The following is a 20,456-nucleotide window of genomic DNA, read 5'->3' as shown; positions in this document are numbered from 1 at the left end:
CGCAACCGGAATGAGCTAGTTTCGAAAACGAGAGAAGCCGCAGAGGGGGCGCTCTGCGACTTCTTCATGCGAACAACTTACGGGTAGGGTTGAGGGGGCCGATTAGCCGAGTTCGTCCGCAGGAATGTCTTTCACGTTGGGCCAGTTGGTGTTGGCGTTCTCGATGACTTCCTCGGTCTTTTCATTGAAGCGCTTCATGGCACCATCATGTGCATTGAGGTACAGCTTGCCATCTACAATGCGCCACAGGTCAGACTTGATGGGCAGCTTGACGCCAAAACTCATGCCGGTTGCACACCAGCCGCCGTACTGAGGTGCATACTTGGCCGGGTCAGACTTGAACTTCTCGAGGTTTTCCGCGCTGGAGAACTGCCAGGTTACATCATCGTATGTTGTGGTGAACTCGGCGGTACCTTGTACCGGCTTTCCTTCAGTGAAGTAAGCGACTGGGTCGGTGCCGTTAATTGCAATACCCTCTTGGGTGTAAGTGGTTACTTCGTCTGCCATAACCATCGCTGGAGCGGAGACTGCCACCATGGTGGCCAGGGCAAATGCTTTGAATGTCGCGTTAATCGGCATGTTTCTTGTTCCTCTCACCCGGATCGCTTCCTTCGCGATGGGGTGGCTTCGAACTGATTGTTTCTTGCTCCATGACCGGGCTGATCTCTATCGTCCACTGGGACCGGCGCCTGTCACGATTTGGAATGTGGCGGGGAGTGTTCAAAAGCGCCAATCAAACGACCTCACGCGGCTGAGAGGAGCCGTGAGATCCCCGTCAGAAGTCAAGGGGGTTCCTCTGAAATTTCCAGAATACCTGTTTTATTTCAGATGCTTGATGGCTTTAAATAGGTCGTGTACAGATCTGTTCACCTTGGATCACATGTCTTTCACGGTGGATGTGATCAGGTTTTTCAGGGCAATTGCGCCCAGTGCTGAGCGCTGAAACAGGCAACGGTACAGCAGTTGCGCCAGAATGAGGTCGATCTTTTCTTCCATGCCCGCTGTATTCCCGGCATAGACGAACATCTGACGAAAGAACGTGCGTTGTTCTCCTTCAATCAGTCTTGCATCGTCTGCTGTGGCGGGTTCGGTCAAGAGTGCGAGATAGGCCTTGCCGAGGGGGGAGGACACGAGCGCCTCCTGAAAGTGGCCTGAAACACTGATCAGATCACTGGAGAGCGACCCTGAGCCGGGCGGTTCAACGGGAATTCTTGAAAACCCATAGCGCACCGCCTCGCTGATGAGTTCCTCTTTGTTTTGCCACCGGCGGTAGAGAGCCTGCTTGGAGGTCTGTGCGTTGGCGGCTATCCGGTCCAAACGAGCGCCGTGGAACCCGTGATCAGCCACTTCCTGAAGTGTCGTCTTCAGAATGCTGCGGGTCAGATCATTGTTTTTCGGACGTCCGATTGTTGTCTTCATGGAAAAAGCCGCCACCTGCGAGTTGCGTGTCTTCTAATAACGGTCCTTGTCAGTCTCGTAAAGTGGCCATGGCAGAGGATGACCCGCTGCGGCGCATTGAAAACCAAGGCGCGGCCTGTTTATAGCTGACTACAATAAATTGACCTCGGCAGGTGCCGAGATAAGTTGGAGAAGCGCATGTCTGTTGATTTGAACACGGTAAAGCGTGTGGCACGGCTGGCCCGCATCAAGGTGGATGACGCCCAGGCGGAAAAGATGACTGGAGAACTCAACGCAATCCTCGGGTTCGTTGAACAGCTCGATGAAGTCAACATCGATGGTGTTGAGCCAATGACCTCTGTTGTTGAGCAGAGCATGAAGAAGCGCAGTGATGGCAAGACGGATGGCGATTATGCCGATACCATCGTCAAGAACGCGCCTGTTTCTGAAGACAACTTCTTCATGGTGCCAAAGGTTGTTGAGTAAGCCCCGCGCTTGATCTCCGCTTGTTTCTCTTTTTCCAAGGAACACTAGACAATGACAAAGCTTGTCGATCTGACTATCGCCGAGGCGCGTGAAAAACTCGCTGCCCGCGAAATCTCTGCCACGGAACTGACCGAGGCGTATCTTTCCGAAATCGAAACCGCCAATGCGGCTTTCAACGCTTACATTACGGTTACTGGTGACATCGCCCGCGAGCAGGCGAAAGCGTCTGACGCGAAGATTGCTGCAGGTGAGGCGCGCCCGCTCGAAGGCATTCCTCTGGGTATCAAGGACCTTTACGCCACCAAGGGCGTGCACACGCAGGCCTGTTCTCACATTCTGGATGGCTTCAAGCCCGAGTATGAATCCACCGTCACCCAGAACCTTTGGAACGACGGCGCTGTCATGCTTGGCAAGCTGAACATGGATGAGTTCGCAATGGGCTCCTCCAACGAAACATCTTTCTATGGCAACGTGGTCAACCCTTGGCGCCGGAATGGCTCTGACACCGCGCTGGTTCCAGGCGGTTCTTCTGGCGGTTCTGCATCTGCGGTTGCTGCTCATCTATGTGCCGCGGCGACCGCATCCGATACGGGTGGTTCCATTCGCCAGCCAGCAGCGCTCACTGGTACCGTGGGCATCAAGCCAACCTATGGCCGTTGTTCGCGCTGGGGCATGGTTGCGTTTGCGTCTTCTTTGGATCAGGCCGGTCCGATTGGTCGAACCGTGCGTGACAACGCGATCCTGCTGAAGTCCATGGCTTCTGTGGATGCAAAGGACACCACCTCTGTTGATGCGCCTGTGCCGGACTATGAAAGCTTTGTCGGCAAGTCCATCAAGGGCATGAAGATCGGCATTCCCAAGGAGTACCGTGTAGACGGTATGCCGGAAGTCATCGACCAGCTGTGGCAACAGGGCATTGAGTGGCTTAAGGACGCTGGCGCAGAAATCGTCGAAATCTCCTTGCCGCACACCAAATACGCTCTGCCAGCCTACTATATCGTGGCACCTGCTGAGGCTTCTTCAAACCTTGCCCGCTACGACGGCGTGCGCTACGGCCTGCGCGTTCCGGGCAACGACATCGTTGAGATGTACGAAAACACCCGCGCGGAAGGTTTCGGAGATGAGGTAAAGCGCCGGGTGATGATCGGCACTTACGTGCTTTCTGCCGGTTACTACGACGCTTACTACCTCAAGGCTCAGAAGGTGCGCACGCTCATCAAGCGCGACTTTGACTTGGCTTGGGAAAACGGCGTTGACGCAATTCTGACGCCAACCACACCAGATGCAGCGTTTGCGCCGGGTGAAATCACCGATCCTGTGACCATGTACCTGAACGACATCTTCACCGTGACCGCAAACATGGCAGGTGTTCCGGGCATCTCCATTCCAGCAGGTCTCAACAAGGATGGTCTGCCGCTCGGTCTTCAGCTGATTGGCAAGCCGTTTGATGAAGGCACCCTGTTCCAGGTGGGTGAGGTGATCGAGCAAGCTGCCGGCACCTTCAAGCCAGAAAACTGGTGGAGCAAATAAGCTGCTAACCTGATGTGAATGACTAAGGCCTCGGAGAGATCCGGGGCCTTTTTAGTTTTAGGCGCAAGCCCATCCTATACCCCGACCGTCATCCCGCACTTGATGCGGGATCCAGTTGGGCTTGTTGGTCAGCACACGGCGCTTGGGGTGCTGCGTTCGCAAGGGTTCACGCTCCTTGCGCTGGATCCCGGATCTGCGTCTCGCTCCCGCTCCCCTTGTCCGGGATGACGTGAGAGGATTCACCTCGACCGTCATCCCGCACTTGATGCGGGATCCAGTCGGGCTTGTTGGTCAGCACACGGCGCTTGGGGTGCTGTGTTCGCCATTGCTCACGCTCCTTGTGCTGGATCCCGGATCTGCGTATCGCTCCCGCTCCCCTTGTCCGGGATGACGTCAGGGGGGGAACGGACTACCGGCACCCCGCATCAGCGCCCATGAGACCACACGTCGCTGAAACCCCGCGCCCATGAGGCCCACCGCGCTCTCTACCCACCCCAACCGTCATCCCGCACTTGATGCGGGATCCAGCCGGGCCTGTTGGCCAGCGCAGGTCGCTTGGGGTGCTGTGTTCGCCATTGCTCACGCCCCTTGCGCTGGATCCCGGACCTGCGTATCGCTCCCGCTCCCCTTGTCCGGGATGACGCGAGGAGGGAACGGTCTACCGGCACCCCGCATCAGCGCCCATGAGACCACGCGTCGCTGAAACTCCGTGCCCATGAGACCCACCGCACTCTCTACCCACCCCACCGTCATCCCGCACTTGATGCGGGATCCAGTCGGGCCTGTTGGCCAGCACACGGCGCTTGGGGTGCTGTATTCGCATGGGTTCACGCCCCTTGTGCTGGATCCCGGATCAGCGGCTCGCTATCGCTCCCCTTGTCCGGGATGACGCGAGGAGGGGACGGACTACCGGTACCCCGCATCAGCGCCCATGAGACCCAACGTACTCTCTACCCGCCCCGACCGTGCCCATGAGGCCCACCGCACTCTCCGCACACCCCACCGTCATCCCGCACTTGATGCGGGATCCAGCAGGCCTGTTGGTTACCTGCGGCGCTTGAGGTTCCGTGTTCGCAAGTGCTCACGCTTTTTGCGCTGGATCCCGGATCAGCTCTTTTCTTGTTCGGGAGAACCTCAGACCTCAAAAAACCTGCATCAATCGGGTCATAAATGCCACCAGGGTGGTTGCTCAGTTCCTCTTATACTCTAAGTTGATCGTCATGTGGCGCGCTTGATGATTAGGGAGGGGTAAATGACCTCATTCAAGAAGGTTCTGGGGCTGGCAGTGGTTCTGGGAGTGATGCCGGTGAGCGTGTTTGCGGAAAACAGAATTGATAGTCAGCGGCCTGATGCGCCTGAACTTGCAGCTTATGGCCCTTATGCGCTGGGCGTGCGCACTCTGGACCTGATGCACAAGGATCAGATCAATGTTCTCGCGCTGGATCCGGCAGGTGCCGAACCTGACGTGTTGCCGCGTTATGACCGTAACCTCACGGTCGAGGTCTGGTATCCGGCGGCAGAGGGCAGCTCCGGGTCCACAACCCTGACTGCTTACCTGCGTGATGGCAAAACCGAGGTGGCGCTTGAAGGGCGTGCGCGCCGGGACGCTGCGCCGGCGCGTGGCAGCTATCCGCTGGTCCTTGTCAGTCATGGCTATCCCGGCAATCGGTTCCTGCTGTCGCCACTTGCGGAAAACCTTGCCTCCAAAGGTTATGTGGTGGCCTCCATCGACCACAAGGACAGCACCTACAGGGACAAGGCAGCGTTCGGGTCCACGCTGGTGAACCGGTCGCTGGATCAGGTCTTTGTGCTCAATGAGATTGATCGTCTGTCGACCGAAAAGGGATCGTTCCTGAATGGTTTGGTGGACACAAGCCGCACCGGGCTTATTGGCTACTCCATGGGCGGTTACGGCGCGGTGATAACGGCGGGCGGCGGGGTCACACAAGCAGCTGTCGATCTGTCTTGGGGCGCGCCATTTGGCACGCTGGGCATCCACCGGGCTGGTAGCGAGAGCCACAAGGCGCTCATTGATCCGCGTATCAAGACGGCCATTGCGTTCGCGCCGTGGGGCCGCACCTACGACTTCTGGGAGGCGGATGGTCTCAAGGGCATCCAGATCCCCATGTTGTTTGTGGCCGGTTCCGAGGACGATGTCTCAGGATATGAGGGCGGCATCCGCACCATCTGGGAAGAGGCGGGGGCGGTCGATCGTGCCCTTTTGACCTTCGAACATGCCAACCACAATGCAGGTGCGCCCATGCCCGCGCCGAGAGAAGCCTACCGCTTCGATGAGGAACTGGGGTTTAACGTGAGCGAACACTATACGGATGCGGTCTGGGACAATGTGCGCATGAACAACATCTCTCAGCACTTTGCCAGTGCGTGGATGGATCTCTACCTGAAGGAAGATGCCGACAAGGCCAGCTACCTGGAGCTTGTTCCGATCTCCAATGATGGTGTTTGGGAGCAGTCAGAAGATGGCATCTACGGGGAGGGGCATTCCTATTGGAAAGGGTTTCCGAACCGCACTGCCAAGGGCCTTCGCTTTGAATGGTTGAAGGCCGGGGAGTGAGCCAAGGCCAGTTAAACAAAAAGCGCGGCAAAAACCTGCCGCGCTTTTTTGATACCATTTCTGCCGTTAGCTCCTGATCAGCTCATCGATACAGGCAAGCACTCTCTCAGAAGCCTCGCTCATGCTGGTATAAGCCTCAAGCGCGCCATTGCGGTCGCCGCCATGAAACAGGTCAGCGCAGCGTTTACCCTGATCATGCACCTCCTCGTGCGCAGGAAGCAGTTTCTGGAAGGCAGGCATCGCAATTAGGGCAGGGCTGGTGATGTTGTCATACCATTTTCCCAAGCCACATTCGTGGTAGTTGCTCATTTGCGCTGAGGTTTTCTTGCTCAGGCCTGCCATGATCTCGGCAAGGTGCTTCTTCCATAGGATATGGTCTGCCTTGGCCTTGAGGAGCACGAAGCCGGGAATACTGCGTTGCTGCAGTTCGTCGAATTGCTGGGCAACGATCTTCTCTGATCCTGAAACACTGCGGATCACATTCTCGATGGCTGTGCTGGCCTTTGCCGAGTGATGGGCCACTTCCAACACCCCCTTGGCGATTTCATGATTGGCCTGACTTTGCTGTTCTAAAAGTTCAGCGTTCTGGCGGGCCTGCGTGTCAATCTCTCCGGCGCTGGTGCGCACTTGGGTAATGTGTTGCGCGGCCTCTTCAGAGCGTTGCAGGCTTCCTTCCACCAGACCGCCCACACTTTCCACGGTGGAGTTGACTTCGTTGAGGTTTTGCAAGAGGTCGCCGATAAGCGCCCTGATGTCATCGGTCGCTTTTTGGGTCTGGCCGGAAAGGTTTTTCACTTCAGATGCCACCACTGAGAAGCCTTTGCCCGCTTCACCGGCCCGTGCCGCTTCAATGGTGGCATTGAGAGCCAGAAGATTGGTCTGCTTGGAAAGGCCGTCGATGGTGTTCACAAAGCTTGAGATCTTGTCGGCCGCTTCAGCCAGCCGCTCGCCGGCTTCCTGCATGCGCTCGAAAGAAACACCAATTTCCCGATTTGATTCCAGCGTCGCGTGGGTCACCGTTTCGCAGTCCCGCAGCGCGTTGTTGGCGTCAGTAATGGTGTCAGCGGTTGCCTTGGCGTTTTCGGCGATCAGGTTGATGGAGCTTTCCATTTCCTCGACACCGGTAGACATGGTCTGCGCCCAGCCGTCGGTTGCCCGCACATGCGTACTGAGTTCTGCGGTGTAGGCCATGGCTTCACTGGCGTTGATGGAGTAATCAACGGTGCGCTCCAGCGTCTGCGTATCCCAATGGTCAATCTTGCGCTGTATGTCTGCCGCCAGCTCAACGATATCCTCAGGGATAGTGAGCCCTTCTTCCAATGGCCTGGAATCGCGCAGCGAGGCCAGAAGAGCGCGGATTTCATTGAGTGTTTTGGCATCAGTCGAACCGTTTGCAGCCTTCGGCTCATCAATGGTTTGCGTGTTGCCAAGGCCAAAAAGGGACCGCTGTCCAGACATTACAACCTCCTCCCGGATAAACTATTTACAGTTGCATATCACTAGCAGTTCACCGGGGTAGGGTTGAGGGTAGTTTTACGTATCTAGATATCTTTTACTGCGAAAAATTAATATAGAGGGCATATTATATTTCTTTAAAACAATTCTATATTTCAGGTATTTTGAAAATTAGTTCTTTCTAACGTAAATCAGCGACCGTCTTGCATGGAAGGTGGCTAGAGGTTCAAGTTTTGGAAAATTTTATTCTTTAAGTAAACGGTGCTTTTTTGCGGCGTTGGTTGCGGTTGCCCCCGGTCAGCCGTGACCAGGGGCACCATCACTCATCGGTTGTCCAGTTCGGCCCGCACGCGTGTCAGGCCAAGCCGGGTTGCGCGGTAGGGCTTGCCGCCCTGACTTTTGATGAGGCGTTTCGCTTTGAGTTTGCGGAACAGGAGAAGGTTCATGCCGCTCATGTACCATCCATCTCGTGTTACGCAGTTCACCTCGATGATTTTACCGCGCTCGTCTTTTTCAAGGCAGATATGACCGCCCTGCGCCAGCACATGCATGATGCGCTGTTCAGCTTTTGAAATGTCCATTGAATTCTTGAAGTTTTATGTGGGCACGTCTGCTCGTTCCCATCCACAAAAGAGCGGTACGGGTGAGCGGTTATATTCGTGCGGGCCCTGTCTGGTCTCTTCAGTAAGCCGACAGGGCTTTACCGGGCCTCAAAGCTGTAAGACATAAAAACTCCAACGATTTGGTGGTTCTGTCTTTAAAAGGCTCCCCGACACTGCGCTAGCGCATTTGGGCAACACCATGCCGAAAACGTAAAAAACACCGGTCTGGTCGAAAAACACTTGAGAGTGCTTATCTAACCGCCTAGTGAAAACACCTGGGTGTTGAGCGCAGGTGAGGCGGGGATCATGACAGACAGCTGGACAGTATTGATTGGCTTTGCGGGAATGTTGAACCCGCTTGCGCTTGTGATTGGCGCCCTCATGGGGCGGGGCTGTGATCAAGCTGGTAAATATCTGATCGCTGGGTTTGCTGCGGCGGCGGTCAGTTTGTTTTTGGAGGCATTGCTGCGCCTTGTTGGCATGCCGTTTCTCCCAGCACATGAGAGCGGCGCGCTGGCTCTGTTTCCGTTCCGCATGATTGGCGGTGCGTTGGCTGCATTCATCGTTCGCACGATCTACGTGCGCTGGGCGCGCAGCTAGCAGCTTTCCCGTAATCGCTTTGTCGGTCCAGACAGCGCGGGGCCAGTTTTTAGGCGATAAACCTGCCTTGTTCAAAAAAACAGCAGGCTTTCTTCTTGCCTCTTTGAAAAGAACGGACTACCCAAGCCAATTGAGTTTACATGCGGCTGCCTTCTCCCGTTTACGCTACGGGGCCCTCCGGAAGGCCGCTTCAACGCAAAAGACAGGAAAATGATCGCATGACGATTGTCGATACACGGACGCCGGACCCGAAGAAGTTTATCAAGGGCGCAACGGGCGACTGGGAAATCGTGATCGGTATGGAGGTCCACGCGCAGGTGACCTCTGAGGCCAAGCTTTTCTCGGGCGCTTCCACCGGCTTTGGCAATGATCCTAATGCGAATGTGAGCCTCGTTGACGCGGCCATGCCAGGCATGCTGCCGGTGATCAACGAGGAGTGTGTGCGTCAGGCGATCCGCACTGGCCTGGGCCTCAAGGCCGAGATCAACTTGAAGTCTGTTTTTGACCGCAAGAACTACTTCTATCCAGATCTGCCGCAGGGCTACCAGATCTCTCAGTTCAAGCAGCCAATCGTGGGCGAGGGCATCATCTACCTCGACATGAAGGACGGCGAGAAAGTGGAAGTGGGCGTTGAGCGTCTGCACCTTGAGCAGGACGCGGGCAAGTCCTTGCACGACCAGCACCCAACCATGTCCTTTGTGGACCTGAACCGTTCTGGTGTTGCGCTGATGGAAATCGTGTCCAAGCCAGACATCCGCTCTGCGGATGAGGCGAAGGCCTACCTGACCAAGCTGCGCACCATCCTTCGCTATCTCGGCACTTGTGATGGCAACATGGACCAGGGCTCCATGCGTGCGGACGTAAACGTTTCCGTACGCCGTCCGGGTGGTGAGTTCGGCACACGCTGCGAAATCAAGAACGTCAACTCCATCCGTTTCGTGGGTCAGGCGATCGAGTATGAAGCACGCCGTCAGATCGGCATTCTGGAAGATGGCGGCCAGATCGATCAGGAAACCCGTCTTTTCGATGCGGTGAAGGGCGAAACCCGTTCCATGCGTTCCAAGGAAGAGGCGCACGATTACCGCTACTTCCCGGACCCGGATCTGCTGCCACTGGAATTCACGCAGGCCTATGTTGATGATCTTGCTCAGCATCTGGTCGAATTGCCAGACGACAAGAAGGCTCGTTTCATCGCCGAATACGGTCTGACATCGTACGATGCCGACATTCTCATTGCTGAGAAATCTTCCGCTGACTTCTTCGAAGAAGTTGCCAAGGGGCGCGACGCCAAGTTGGCTGCCAACTGGGTGATCAACGAGTTGTTCGGCCGCCTTAACAAGGAAGGTCTTGAGCTTGAGACCTCTCCGGTTTCTGCTGCACAGCTTGGTGGCATTGTTGATCTCATCAAGGGCGGCACCATCTCCGGCAAGATCGCAAAGGACCTCTTCGAGATCGTATGGAGCGAGGGCGGCGACCCAGCTGTGATCGTTGAAGAGCGCGGCATGAAGCAGGTGACCGACCTTGGCGCAATCGAGACGATTGTGGATGAGATTCTTGCAGCAAATCAGGACAAGGCTGAGCAGGCTAAGGAAAAGCCGGGGATGCTCGGCTGGTTTGTGGGCCAAGTGATGAAGGCCTCTAAGGGCAAAGCTAACCCACAAGCTGTGTCTGATATGTTGAAAGCCAAAATTGGCCTAGATTGAGCCCCAATATATTCTCAGTTCATGTATAGAGCTGCTCCCTAGGTCGGGAGCAGTTCTTTTTTTTGGTCTTCCCGGCGTCTTGCGTATCGGTTGCAGTTCTCGCGCGTTCAAGCAGAAGTGAGCACAAGTCACTACTGAGGGCATTGTCCGCAGGTCTGTTTGCTGCAACGACTATACATCAAGAGTATTATCCAGTTTTTCGGGTGAAGATCAGGCAAAAGGGCAATTTGCTGCAAATGAATCGACGCGATTTTCTTTTGGGGAGCGCAGGTGTCGCTGCGCTGCTTACTGTCGGGGCCGGACCTATACACCCCAATACTGCATGGGCTGTTGAAGCAGAAGGGCTGGAATCAGTTTCCTTCAGTTTCGACTGGCTGACTAAAAAGATGAAGGACAAGGCCGCAGGCAAAGGTGCTGCGGAAGATGCGCCAGCCATTCCAGAATGGTTGAGCCGGCTGAGTTATGACCAGCATCGGGCAATCCGCTTCAACCCGGAGAATGCTCTGTGGTCTGGCGCTCCGCATAACTATGAGCTTCAAGCCTTCCATCCGGGATGGCTTTTCAATGAACCGCTTCGCCTCTATGAGGCGGAGGGTGAAAAACTGACTGCGCTGACCTTCACCGAAGATGATTTCATCTATGGTGCAGGGGTTCCGGAGCATCCAAAGGCAGAGAGCAGGTTGCCGGGCATTGCCGGGTTTCGGCTGCACTATCCTTTGAACTCCAAGGAATACAAGGACGAGCTGGTTGCCTTTCTTGGGGCAAGTTACTTTCGTGCTCTGGGCAAGGGAAGCCGTTACGGCCTTTCTGCACGCGGTTTGGCAGTCAACACCGTCACGGGTGATGCGGAAGAGTTTCCGCGGTTTACTGCGTTCTACGTTGCGCCGCCTGCGGTTGCTGGCGAGCCGCTTACCGTCTATGCGGAGATGGAAAGTGATAGCGTTTTTGGCGCCTATGAGTTCAAGATCGTGCCCGGCGATGCCACTTTGATGGATGTTCGTGCGCGTCTGTTTGTGGTCAAGGACACCGAGCGTTTTGGCATTGCGCCGCTCACCAGCATGTACTTGTTTGGTGAGGGCGATTCTTTCGGCTTTGATGACTATCGTCCGGAAGTGCATGACAGCGATGGCCTGTTCATCCATGCAAGTCATGGCCAGGAAATCTGGCGTCCGCTTGCCAACCCCAAGCATATTCAGACCTCGTTCTTCTCCATGGAAACGCCAAAGGGTTTCGGCCTGATGCAGCGTGATCGCCGGTTCGACAACTATCAGGATCTTGAGGCTCGCTATGAGCTGCGCCCAAGTGCTTATGTGGAGCCAACGGGTGATTGGGGACGGGGATCGGTTGTTCTGGTTGAGCTGCCGTCCGACAAGGAAATCAACGATAACACGGTTGCTTTCTGGCAGCCGGAGGCGCCTGTGAAAGCGGGCGATGAACTGGAGCTGTCTTACAGGCTGCTCTGGGGAGACCTGCCGCAAAAAGCCGATGACATGGCACGCGTATATAGCTCCCGCATGGGACGTGCTGGCAATGCGGCGGCTGACGATGATCCGCTCATGCGGAAGTTTGTAGTTGAGTTTGAAGGAGGGGCGCTTGCCTCCGCTAAAGACATTGAGCCCGTGCTCGATGTTCATGGCGGCAAAGCCGAACTCATCCTTATCGAACCTGTCGCAGACACTGGGCGTCTGCGCATTACAGCCGACATTCGTCGTCCGTCTACTGATGCTGTTACAGAGCTATCCTTGCATCTGGCATCTGAAGACAAGGTTCTTTCCGAAACCTATGCCTATCAATGGGGCCGTTCATGACCTCCCAACTTAGCTATCCGTCTGACATGAAATCTGCTGCTACTGAAACTGTCGCCCTGATGGGGCCAATTGCGCCGTTGCCAATGCCTGTGCAAGATCTTTCTCCGCTGCGTCCTGCCGTTCTTGAGTGGTTCGCAAACACCTTGCGCATCGCGTTTCGGCTGAACCGACAGAAGGATTCTTGCCTATGAGCGGTTCTGAGCGGAACCGTCAAGCATTTCTGCCGCGCATGATTGTTGTACTGGGCGCTTTGGCTCTCGGAACAGCAGCGGCATTGCTCTTTCATTCAAGTTTAGGTCCGCGCGCGATCTCCAATATCGACTGGAGCCGCGTGGTTCTTGTGTTCTTCAGTGTGTTCTGGCTCGGCTGGGGTGCAGTTACGGCATTGCTGGGTGTGTTTTGGCGCCAGCCATCAAACATTGGTGCGTCGCTGGACGGCATCCCCATGCCGACCTTCAAGACCGCAATCCTTGTTCCGATCTACAATGAGAATGCGCCTGAAGTCTTCAACCGCATTCGCATCATGCGTGATGATCTGATGGCGGCAGGGTGCCTGACCCAGTTCGATTTTCACGTTTTGTCGGACACACGCTGCGAAACGCTGGTTGCCGAAGAGCGTCAATGCCATCTGAAGCTTGCCCAGGATCCGGGCATTCCGGTTTACTATCGCAACCGGGTGTCCAATGAAGGCCGGAAGGCTGGTAATATCAAGGAGTTCGTCACCCGGTGTGGCGGTGCCTATGAAACCATGCTTGTGCTTGATGCGGACAGCCTGATGACGGCGCAATGCATGATGCGCATGGTGAAGGCCATGGCGCAGGAGAGGGACCTTGGCCTGCTCCAGACTGTACCGATCGTGATTGGTGCAAGTTCCGTTTTCGCGCGTATCGTTGCTTTCGCCACAGGGCTTTATGGGCGCACCTTTGCTCGCGGCTTGACCGTGTTGCAGGGAACCTGTGGGCCGTTCTGGGGGCACAATGCAATCATCCGCACCCGTGCCTTCGCACAGTCCTGTGGCTTGCCCGTTTTGAAAGGTGAGGGGCCGCTGTCCGGTCATATCCTCTCCCATGATACGGTGGAAGCTGCGCTGCTGGCCCGAAAGGGGTGGCAGGTGCGGTGTGACGCAGAGCTCGAAGGCTCCTATGAAGAAATGCCCGCCAACCTGCTCGGGTTTGCTGCACGAGACCGGCGTTGGTGCCAGGGCAACTTGCAGCACGCCCGTCTTCTGTTTGCAAACGGGCTGACCTTGTGGAGCCGCGTGAACATCACTCTTGGGATCACGGCTTATCTGGCGTCGGGCTTGTGGTGTCTGTTCCTTATCCTGAGCCTTGTCTCCTTGGGCACGACTTCGGTTTATGAACGTACATTGCGCCTCTATCTTTCCGTCAATGATCTGGATCTTTGGTTCTTGCTAGGCATGATTGTCGCCTTGCTGTTCCTGCCGAAAATTCTGATTGCTGTTGCCAATGTCTCCGGTTACCGCCGGGGGGCCGTGTCAGGGCTAGCGGTCATGCTTGGGTACTTCTTCGAAGTGCTCGCGGCGATTGCGCTGGCGCCAATCCTGATGATGTTCCAGTGCCGTGGCATCCTTGAGATCCTTATTGGCCGGGACAGTGGCTGGTCTACCGCGCACCGTGGGGAGGGCACCTTGACACTCTGGGAGAGTGTGCGGGCAACTTCATGGATGCCGGGGTTTGCACTGCTTGCGCTGGCATTTGGCTATTCCATTTCCATCGAGACGTTGTGCTGGTCCTTGCCAGTTGCGCTGCCGGTTCTTTTGGCTCCGCTGATTGTTTGGGTTACCTCCAAGCCAATCTCAACCCGTGGTGCGTCAATCCTTGGCCTTGTCTTGCACCCAAACCAGCGGCTTGGGGACGAACTGCGCCAACTGGGTTTTCGAGATCATGCAATCTCTTAGATCTAGAGGATAGATAAATACCGAGAGCCCGCGTTTGATCAGATTGTCAAACGCGGGCTTTTTCATGTCTCAACAGGTACAGGCAGGTCAGGGGCAATGGACCGGCTTTCATGGCGCGCTGCAGCGCCCTCAAGTCGTGATTGCCTTGATTATCGGATATTGCGGGCTGAATCTCTTGTTTCGCGCCGCCGCGTCGCCCGTGATCGGCATCGATGACATGTTCGAGAACGTTTTGGTTCAGGAGCTGCGTGCCGGGTACATGCTGCGGCAGCCGCCGCTGTATGAATGGCTTCTCTATCTCATCCAGCAGCTTGTTGGCCCGACGATCTGGAGTTTCCAGATCTTGAAGTACGGTCTTGTCTGTCTCACCGGTGTGTTCTTCTACGCTTTGGCACGCCGCGCGCTTCGCGATTCAGCACTTGCCGCCGTCTCCACGTTCTCTCTGGTTCTGTTTTACCAAGTTGGTTTCAACCTCCATGAGGGGGTGACGCACACGGCTGTTCTTATGGCGACGGTGTGCGCAACGTTCCTCTGCTTTATCCGGCTTGTAGAAGCGCCAGGTTTGTGGCGCGCCGCGCTTCTTGGTGTTGCCTTGGGGCTAGGCATGCTTTCCAAGCATTCATTCTGGTTGGTTCCCGTTGCGATGGCGTTTGCTGTTGTCTCACTGCGCCCATGGCGGGAGCGTTTGCCTTGGGACCTGCTGCCGCTTGCCATCCTGATTGGTGCTGTTGTTTATGCGCCGTACTTGCTCTGGACGTTTGAAGCCAAGCAATCCCTTCTGTCCAATAGCCTCAACGTCATGGTCGTTGGCGAGCAGCAAAGCCATTTACTCCGTGCGGCTCAAGGAGTGGGAAGGCTGAGCGTCAGTCTTCTTGGCTTCTCGATGCCTTTTCTTGTGCTTTGGGCGCTGTTCTTTCTGACAGGCGGCCTGGCTACAAGAGAACGAGTGGAAGGCAACAGGAGCCTTTCTCCGCTCGCGCAGCTAATTGGCCGGTATATCTTTGTTGCCATAGTCATAACGGGTTTGGGTGTGCTGCTTTCGGGTGCCACCTACATCAAGGAGCGGCACATGCACCCGATCTTGCTGCTTCTGCCGATCTATGCGTTCGCATTGGTTGAGTTTCGAGGCTATTCGGAAAAGCGGCTGTGGTGGTTCATGGCTGTCATTGCCGCTGTCATCAGCCTTGTATTCCTTATCCGCCTTCCTGACTTCATTGCGCCTGATCGGACAATTTGCGGTTCCAAATGCCGCGTTGCAAAGCCTTATCCGGCGCTTGCGAAAAAGCTGCTGGAATGGGACCCATCGGTGGCTGAAGGTACTCTCATTTCCCTTGATTCATACCTTGGCGGCAACCTAAGGGCGGCCTTTCCCGAGGCGCGTCTTGTAATCCGCGAGTTCCGTCCGACAACGCCGGGCAGAGCCTCCTGTTTCGTTGTATGGGAGCAGGGGGATGGGCAGCAGCTGCGTTCCTTGGCGCAGGCTGCAAAAGACGAGCGGTTCACAGCCGCAATGGGAGTAACAGCGTCTGAGGTCCTTAGCTCTGGATACTTCAAGGTGGCATGGCCGCATTTGTGGTTGCCGACCGGACACCGTGTTACAAACTGGGCCGCGTATCGTATCGAGCCCACAAATGCGTTGTGCCAATAGCACCCGCTCACTGTTCCGGAATAACATATGTCAGGTCATGCCTTCACCATCCGCGTCGCAACCGGAGATGATCTCCCGCAAATCGTTGCTCTCATGAACGCTGCAGCAGTGGGGGCGCGTGCATCCCTTGAGACGGACGACATGACCGTTTATGCGGCGGCTTTCAAAGAGATTGAAAAGGCGCCTGAGGCCGATATCTTTGTGGCTGTCGACAGTCAGGGTACAGTGCTTTCCACATACCAGCTTACCCTTGAAAAAGGGCTGGCCTTTCAGGGGCGGCCGCGTGCGACTGTGGAGAGCATGCACACACGGGCGGATCAGCGCGGCAAGGGGATTGGACGCGCGATGATTGCGCATGCAAAGCAAACCGCCGCAGAAAAGGGGTGTTGCATGGTACAGCTCACCAGCAATGCGCAGCGGGTAGATGCTCATCGGTTTTATCTGCGGGAGGGGTTTGAGCAAAGCCACCTCGGCTTCAAGCTCATGCTCTGAAACTGCGAAGGACCGGCCTGCGACCGGGGTCTGCGCCCGGCCGCCTGCGCTCACTTGCTGGCCGATCTGATCCAGTCTTCCGATTTGCACACGTCCACGACAACCTTTTTGCATCCGGTCAGCTTGAGTTTGCCGTTCTCCAGAAGTTCCAGTGTCGCCTTGGCGGAAAGGCCGCGCTTGGGATCGTAGACCATTCCTGCCCATTTCGTTTCATTTACCGGCGACATGCCCCAGATCACGTTGATGCCAAGCACTTTTCGGTCCCGCTTGGATTTGTCTTCATTGTTCCGGTCGGTAATTTCTTCTTTCACTTCACCGGGAGGTGGGGGGAAGTCAACCAGCTTGCCGCAAAGTCCATTGCTGCAAGGGCGGATTTGCACGATAGCGCCGTCCCCGGTCAACCATGGTCCTTGGATTTGAGAGGCGCTTGCCGTAGTGCCCATGCCGATAAGCAGAGAAAGGGCAGAATAAAGCGCATGTTTGATAAACATGAGTACACCGTGATTTGTTCTTGTTATTTGGCTATCTCCCCCAAGGATATTGGGGGAGATATGTTTTATCACGGCGGACTATTTAGAGCGTTTTAGTGTAAACGTAAACTTACTTTATGCGTGACCACGTTTCACCTTTACAGATAAGGCCGCCCAACACGCAGCCTTCAAGCTTGAGTTCATTCGCGGAAATCAGCTTCATTTTGCCGGAATAGGTCCGGCCATCCTCTGCGTTGTAGACCTTGCCCTTCCAGGTGTCATCGCCAGAAGGCTTCATGCCCAAAATGGTTTGAGACCCTACCAGGTTGCGTGTCCGCAGTGCTGGGTCTGGATTTTCGGTATCCTTGCGCGGTGTTTTCAGCCACACGAGATTTCCGCAGAGTGCGCTGCCACAATCAGCGATCTGAATACGGGCAGTTCCATTAGAGCGCTGCCAAGTGCCCTTTGCGTCCGCTGCGAAAGCTGATGGTGCTGAAAGGCTCAAGCCTGCAATAACGGCCAGCCCCAATGCCATGGATTTCATCATGTCGTACCCTCCCAGATGTCTTGATGAAAGCTTGGATATACTGCGAGTTTAGGCGCGGAACCGGCGGTGCACTAGGGGAAATGCGTAAACTGCGTCTATGGTCTAGGGCCCAACCCCAGGTTCTCCAAGAGGGAGGGGCCTCTAATTACTGATATGATATTTATTTCTATGAAGTATTTATTTGTTATTTGTGCCTATAATTATTGTAATTATGTAGTAACCATGTCAATTATCAATGAATTTAGGATTATATTTTACTTAGTTTGTTGTGTTTACTTGTTTTGTGAGGAGGGGGTATGGCCTTTCGAGTAGAGCGCACTTTACAATTGGTTTGTTCTGAGGGGCAGGACGTTCCAGAAGGTTATTTGCATCGTGGGTTGCGGGCCGCATCCGGTTCTGGTGGTGCCATGGATCTGGTTGCCGCTCACAAATGGTTCAATATTGCCGCTCTCAAGGGGTGTCGGGAGGCAACGCATCATCGCCGTGAAATCTCTGATTTAATGAGCGCTGCCGAAATTTCAGAGGCACAGCGCCAGGCTCGTCAGTGGCTGGCAACACAATAGGCAGCGTTGGGTCTGGAAGACTGTTCCTGTTTGACCCCGTGGCTATTTGTTCCTGTTGTCTTTTGGGCCCCGCAGCCTTTTTTGTTCCTGCTGCCTTTTTGCTCCTGTTGCCTTGGGTCGAAGCCAATGCCGATCGAAACCCGGTGGCTTTGGATCGCGTTATGTGCCGTCACCAGCTACCTCGCTTTTGTTGTTCGCAGTTGCTTTTTATTTTGCGCTGGATACCGGATCGTCGTCTCGCTGCGCTCACCTTGTCCGGCATGGCGGTTGTGGGGTGCTCCGCCTCACTCTCCCGTTGGTCCTCCTGCTACCGCGCCATCTTTCGGCGATCACCCTGACCTCTGCTCCCACCTTTGCTTCAGCCCTCGGTTGTCATCCCGGGCTTGACCCGGGATCCAGTTGTGTGTGGTTCGGCAGGTGCGGGCGGTGGTTGGTTGGGGCTGAGCGCTGGGAGCTTGGCATTTGCGCTGTGCAGAGCAAGCGAGTTGCGTGCCGATCTTCCGCCCGCGGATTGCGTGCCGCGCGTCAGCTAGTCGCGAACCGAATGGTTAGAAATGCCGTTTGGGCCGTGTTGCTGTCGCGTGGGGCCTTGGCTTCCCTATGCTTCGGTTGCTTACTGTTTTTGCGCTGGATACCGGATCGTCGCCTCGCTGCGCTCACCTTGTCCGGTATGACGGTTGTGAGGTGGCTCGCTCCGCATCACTATTCCGTTGGTCCTTCCACCTGCGCAGCCCTTCTTAGCTGTCATCCCGGGCTTGACCCGGGATCCAGTTGTGCGGTTCGGCAGATGCGGGCGGTGGTTGGTTGGAGGCAGAGCGCTGGCGGGCTGAACATTTGGGTAGGAGACGCTCGGCACTGTTCCTTCCGTCTTACTCTCCCATTGTTCATCCCAACCTCTGCTCTCACCGCCCCATCTTTCGGCGATCATCCCGGCCTTGACCCGGGATCCAGATAGGTGGCTCAGTAGGTGAGGGCGGTTGTTGCCGGCTCGGCTTCTCACACAGCTGTCTTGCTGCCCTCTGTCCCACTGTCCTCACGCTTTCGGCCCGCCGTGTTAGATCGTGCGCCGATTGCTTGAACGCGTGCTGCCTGTCTGGCTGACTGCAGGCTTAGTGCCTGCACACCCCACGGAGTGGCCTGTTGGATGTCATGTGCGTATGTTTTAAATGACGCTTTGTTCGAGTGCCGGGGCATTCTTCGTTAGCACGTCGGGGCCTTACTCTGCTCCCTTCGCCTCACCCTCACGGCGGTCCTTCCACCTGCGCCACACTCTCTTGCCTGTCATCCCGGGCTTGACCCGGGATCCAGTTAGTTGGTTCGGCAGGTGAGGGCGTTTGTTGGTCGGCGTTTGCAGGAGCGCTTCTGTGTTTGCGTGCGTTGATGCTTAAAATCCGTGTTTTGTTCAAAGCAACGCAAATTGAACGCATGGGTTATCCCCGCAGGTTCTGCTGTTTTGCGTGCTGCAAGCTCGCGGACTGTTGCGGTCGTGGCAGGGGGATATCTTTTGTCCGGTCAGCGGCTCTTCTTCCTGTCCTCTGCATCATTGCATCGTTCTGCGGCGAGAGGAGGAGAGGGGGATAAGTTCTTCGCGCTTGGCTCGGGCGAGCCTTCCATGGGTTGGACCTAAAAGGGGGACAAGTAGATGCCTGCCGCCGCTACTTTGTAATTGCAGAATGCCTGTCGTCCTGCGCACGGTGAGGGTGGCGTTAAGTGCAGTCCAGAGTTTGCTGTCCCGCCGGTTCCTAAGAGAGCGAGTTGTTTCCCGCGTCCAAGCGCGAATTTGAGCCGTGATTTGTAGTGATGCTTCTTGTTTTGCGCTGGATACCGGATCGGCGCCTCGCTACACCCGCGCCGACCGGTTTGCGTGCTGCACGTCCGCTTGCCACCCACTTATTGGGCAGCAATGCCGTTTGGGCCTCGGTGCAGTCGCGTGGCGCATCGCCTTGCCCATACTTGGTTTGCTTGGTGTTCTGCGCTGGATACCGGATCTGCGCCTCGCTGTGCTCGCCTTGTCCGGCATGACGGTTGTGGGAGTGTGTGCGTTCGTTGTGTTTTGGTTTTGATTTTGTGTTTCCACATTGGGTTTTGGGTGATTTTACGCTGGGTTTTGCTTGATTGGTTGGGTTTATCCTCAGTTGGTCTGATTTGTGTCCTACGATTTTTACAGAATCGAGTTGACGGGTCTGAGTTTGTGGGTCTATAACCCGGTCCATCGAGAGCGACGGCGCTGCCGGCGACGGCACGGTTCGCTCTAAATCTTCCTGAGAGGATGATGCGTGTTTGAGCCCTGTCAATGACAGTTGGTTGGGTTTAGGCTAGGCATTTACTCTTTGGTTTTGAGGGGTCTCCCTCTGTTCATTGACAATTATATATTGTGAAGGAAGAGAAACGCAGGCGGCGGTTTTTGTTTGAAGCGGCTTGGCAGTGATGCTGAGCATTTAAGCAAGAGCTTAGCCAGACAGGCGTTCTCTCTTAAAGTTACACCTAGAGGTGCTTTTTAGTACCTTTTAGTTTGTGTTTCTCGTCGGCAGGTGCCTTTTGGTGCTTGTTTGATTTGAGATTTTGAGATTGCGTTGATTTATGTCTGGATTGAACTTTTTGTTTAACCTGAGAGTTTGATCCTGGCTCAGAACGAACGCTGGCGGCAGGCCTAACACATGC

Annotated in this window: 17 protein-coding genes; 11 read left to right on the top strand and 6 right to left on the bottom strand. The window is 55.6% G+C overall.

Annotated elements, in window-relative coordinates; genetic code table 11:
- Window positions 1–102: 102 nt before the first annotated feature.
- Window positions 103–579 (bottom strand): YHS domain-containing (seleno)protein, encoded by a 477-nt coding sequence (locus Q3Y58_RS12800; RefSeq protein WP_319622526.1) that lies wholly within the window; start codon window positions 577–579, stop codon window positions 103–105.
- Window positions 580–876: 297 nt separating this feature from the next.
- Entirely contained in the window at window positions 877–1,419 is a 543-nt protein-coding gene (locus tag Q3Y58_RS12795; RefSeq protein ID WP_319622525.1) for a TetR/AcrR family transcriptional regulator, read from the bottom strand.
- A 177-nt stretch (window positions 1,420–1,596) separates the two neighbouring features.
- Between Q3Y58_RS12795 and gatC the strand changes: the two genes are divergently transcribed.
- The 3 genes from gatC to Q3Y58_RS12780 all read left to right on the top strand — a co-directional run bounded on the left by gatC (window position 1,597) and on the right by Q3Y58_RS12780 (window position 5,989).
- A complete protein-coding gene (gene gatC, locus Q3Y58_RS12790) occupies window positions 1,597–1,884 on the top strand; it encodes an Asp-tRNA(Asn)/Glu-tRNA(Gln) amidotransferase subunit GatC (protein WP_274218864.1) in 288 nt (95 codons plus the stop codon).
- A 51-nt stretch (window positions 1,885–1,935) separates the two neighbouring features.
- Complete coding sequence (gene gatA / locus Q3Y58_RS12785) at window positions 1,936–3,414, top strand: Asp-tRNA(Asn)/Glu-tRNA(Gln) amidotransferase subunit GatA (protein WP_319622524.1); 1,479 nt, start codon at window positions 1,936–1,938, stop codon at window positions 3,412–3,414.
- A 1,252-nt stretch (window positions 3,415–4,666) separates the two neighbouring features.
- Entirely contained in the window at window positions 4,667–5,989 is a 1,323-nt protein-coding gene (locus tag Q3Y58_RS12780) for an alpha/beta hydrolase family protein (protein ID WP_319622523.1), read from the top strand.
- Between the two features lie 66 nt (window positions 5,990–6,055).
- Here the strand turns inward: Q3Y58_RS12780 and Q3Y58_RS12775 are convergent, their stop codons facing one another.
- Entirely contained in the window at window positions 6,056–7,447 is a 1,392-nt protein-coding gene (locus Q3Y58_RS12775) for a methyl-accepting chemotaxis protein (protein ID WP_319622522.1), read from the bottom strand.
- 320 nt (window positions 7,448–7,767) lie between these two features.
- Window positions 7,768–8,025: a YjhX family toxin gene (locus Q3Y58_RS12770; protein WP_319622521.1), complete on the bottom strand. Its 258-nt coding sequence runs from the start codon at window positions 8,023–8,025 to the stop codon at window positions 7,768–7,770.
- A gap of 327 nt (window positions 8,026–8,352) precedes the next feature.
- On the opposite strand from Q3Y58_RS12770, the gene Q3Y58_RS12765 reads away from it, so the two are divergent.
- From Q3Y58_RS12765 to Q3Y58_RS12735, 7 genes are all read left to right on the top strand, one after another.
- Complete coding sequence (locus Q3Y58_RS12765) at window positions 8,353–8,646, top strand: phosphatidylglycerophosphatase (protein WP_319622520.1); 294 nt, start codon at window positions 8,353–8,355, stop codon at window positions 8,644–8,646.
- Between the two features lie 218 nt (window positions 8,647–8,864).
- On the top strand, window positions 8,865–10,349 hold the full coding sequence (gatB, locus tag Q3Y58_RS12760; protein ID WP_319622519.1) for an Asp-tRNA(Asn)/Glu-tRNA(Gln) amidotransferase subunit GatB: 1,485 nt from the start codon (window positions 8,865–8,867) through the stop codon (window positions 10,347–10,349).
- Window positions 10,350–10,585: 236 nt separating this feature from the next.
- Window positions 10,586–12,157 (top strand): OpgD/OpgG family glucan biosynthesis protein, encoded by a 1,572-nt coding sequence (locus Q3Y58_RS12755; protein ID WP_319622518.1) that lies wholly within the window; start codon window positions 10,586–10,588, stop codon window positions 12,155–12,157.
- On the top strand, window positions 12,154–12,348 hold the full coding sequence (locus Q3Y58_RS12750) for a hypothetical protein (RefSeq protein ID WP_319622517.1): 195 nt from the start codon (window positions 12,154–12,156) through the stop codon (window positions 12,346–12,348). Before Q3Y58_RS12755 ends, Q3Y58_RS12750 begins: the two co-directional genes overlap by 4 nt.
- Window positions 12,345–14,075 carry a glucans biosynthesis glucosyltransferase MdoH gene (gene mdoH, locus Q3Y58_RS12745; protein WP_319622516.1) on the top strand — a complete coding sequence of 577 codons (1,731 nt, stop codon included), beginning with the start codon at window positions 12,345–12,347 and terminating at the stop codon, window positions 14,073–14,075. Before Q3Y58_RS12750 ends, mdoH begins: the two co-directional genes overlap by 4 nt.
- A gap of 64 nt (window positions 14,076–14,139) precedes the next feature.
- A complete protein-coding gene (locus Q3Y58_RS12740) occupies window positions 14,140–15,723 on the top strand; it encodes an ArnT family glycosyltransferase (protein ID WP_319622515.1) in 1,584 nt (527 codons plus the stop codon).
- A gap of 27 nt (window positions 15,724–15,750) precedes the next feature.
- Window positions 15,751–16,215, top strand: coding sequence for a GNAT family N-acetyltransferase (locus Q3Y58_RS12735; protein WP_319622514.1), 465 nt, complete (start codon window positions 15,751–15,753; stop codon window positions 16,213–16,215).
- A 50-nt stretch (window positions 16,216–16,265) separates the two neighbouring features.
- Here the strand turns inward: Q3Y58_RS12735 and Q3Y58_RS12730 are convergent, their stop codons facing one another.
- Together Q3Y58_RS12730 and Q3Y58_RS12725 are read right to left on the bottom strand one after the other, a co-directional pair.
- On the bottom strand, window positions 16,266–16,706 hold the full coding sequence (locus tag Q3Y58_RS12730; protein WP_319622513.1) for a DUF2147 domain-containing protein: 441 nt from the start codon (window positions 16,704–16,706) through the stop codon (window positions 16,266–16,268).
- A 109-nt stretch (window positions 16,707–16,815) separates the two neighbouring features.
- The gene (locus Q3Y58_RS12725; protein ID WP_319622512.1) at window positions 16,816–17,232 is read right to left on the bottom strand and encodes a DUF2147 domain-containing protein; all 417 of its coding nucleotides are present in this window, start codon (window positions 17,230–17,232) and stop codon (window positions 16,816–16,818) included.
- A 296-nt stretch (window positions 17,233–17,528) separates the two neighbouring features.
- Here Q3Y58_RS12725 and Q3Y58_RS12720 point away from each other — a divergent pair, with 296 nt between their 5' ends.
- Window positions 17,529–17,795 carry a hypothetical protein gene (locus Q3Y58_RS12720; protein WP_274218877.1) on the top strand — a complete coding sequence of 89 codons (267 nt, stop codon included), beginning with the start codon at window positions 17,529–17,531 and terminating at the stop codon, window positions 17,793–17,795.
- The last annotated feature ends 2,661 nt before the right edge of the window (window positions 17,796–20,456 follow it).

This window comes from Nesiotobacter zosterae, from assembly GCF_033843645.1.
Taxonomy (GTDB): Bacteria; Pseudomonadota; Alphaproteobacteria; order Rhizobiales; family Stappiaceae; genus Pseudovibrio; species Pseudovibrio zosterae.
The sequence above is the reverse complement of the archived record's forward strand: the minus strand, read 5'-3'. Positions and strand labels throughout refer to the sequence as shown.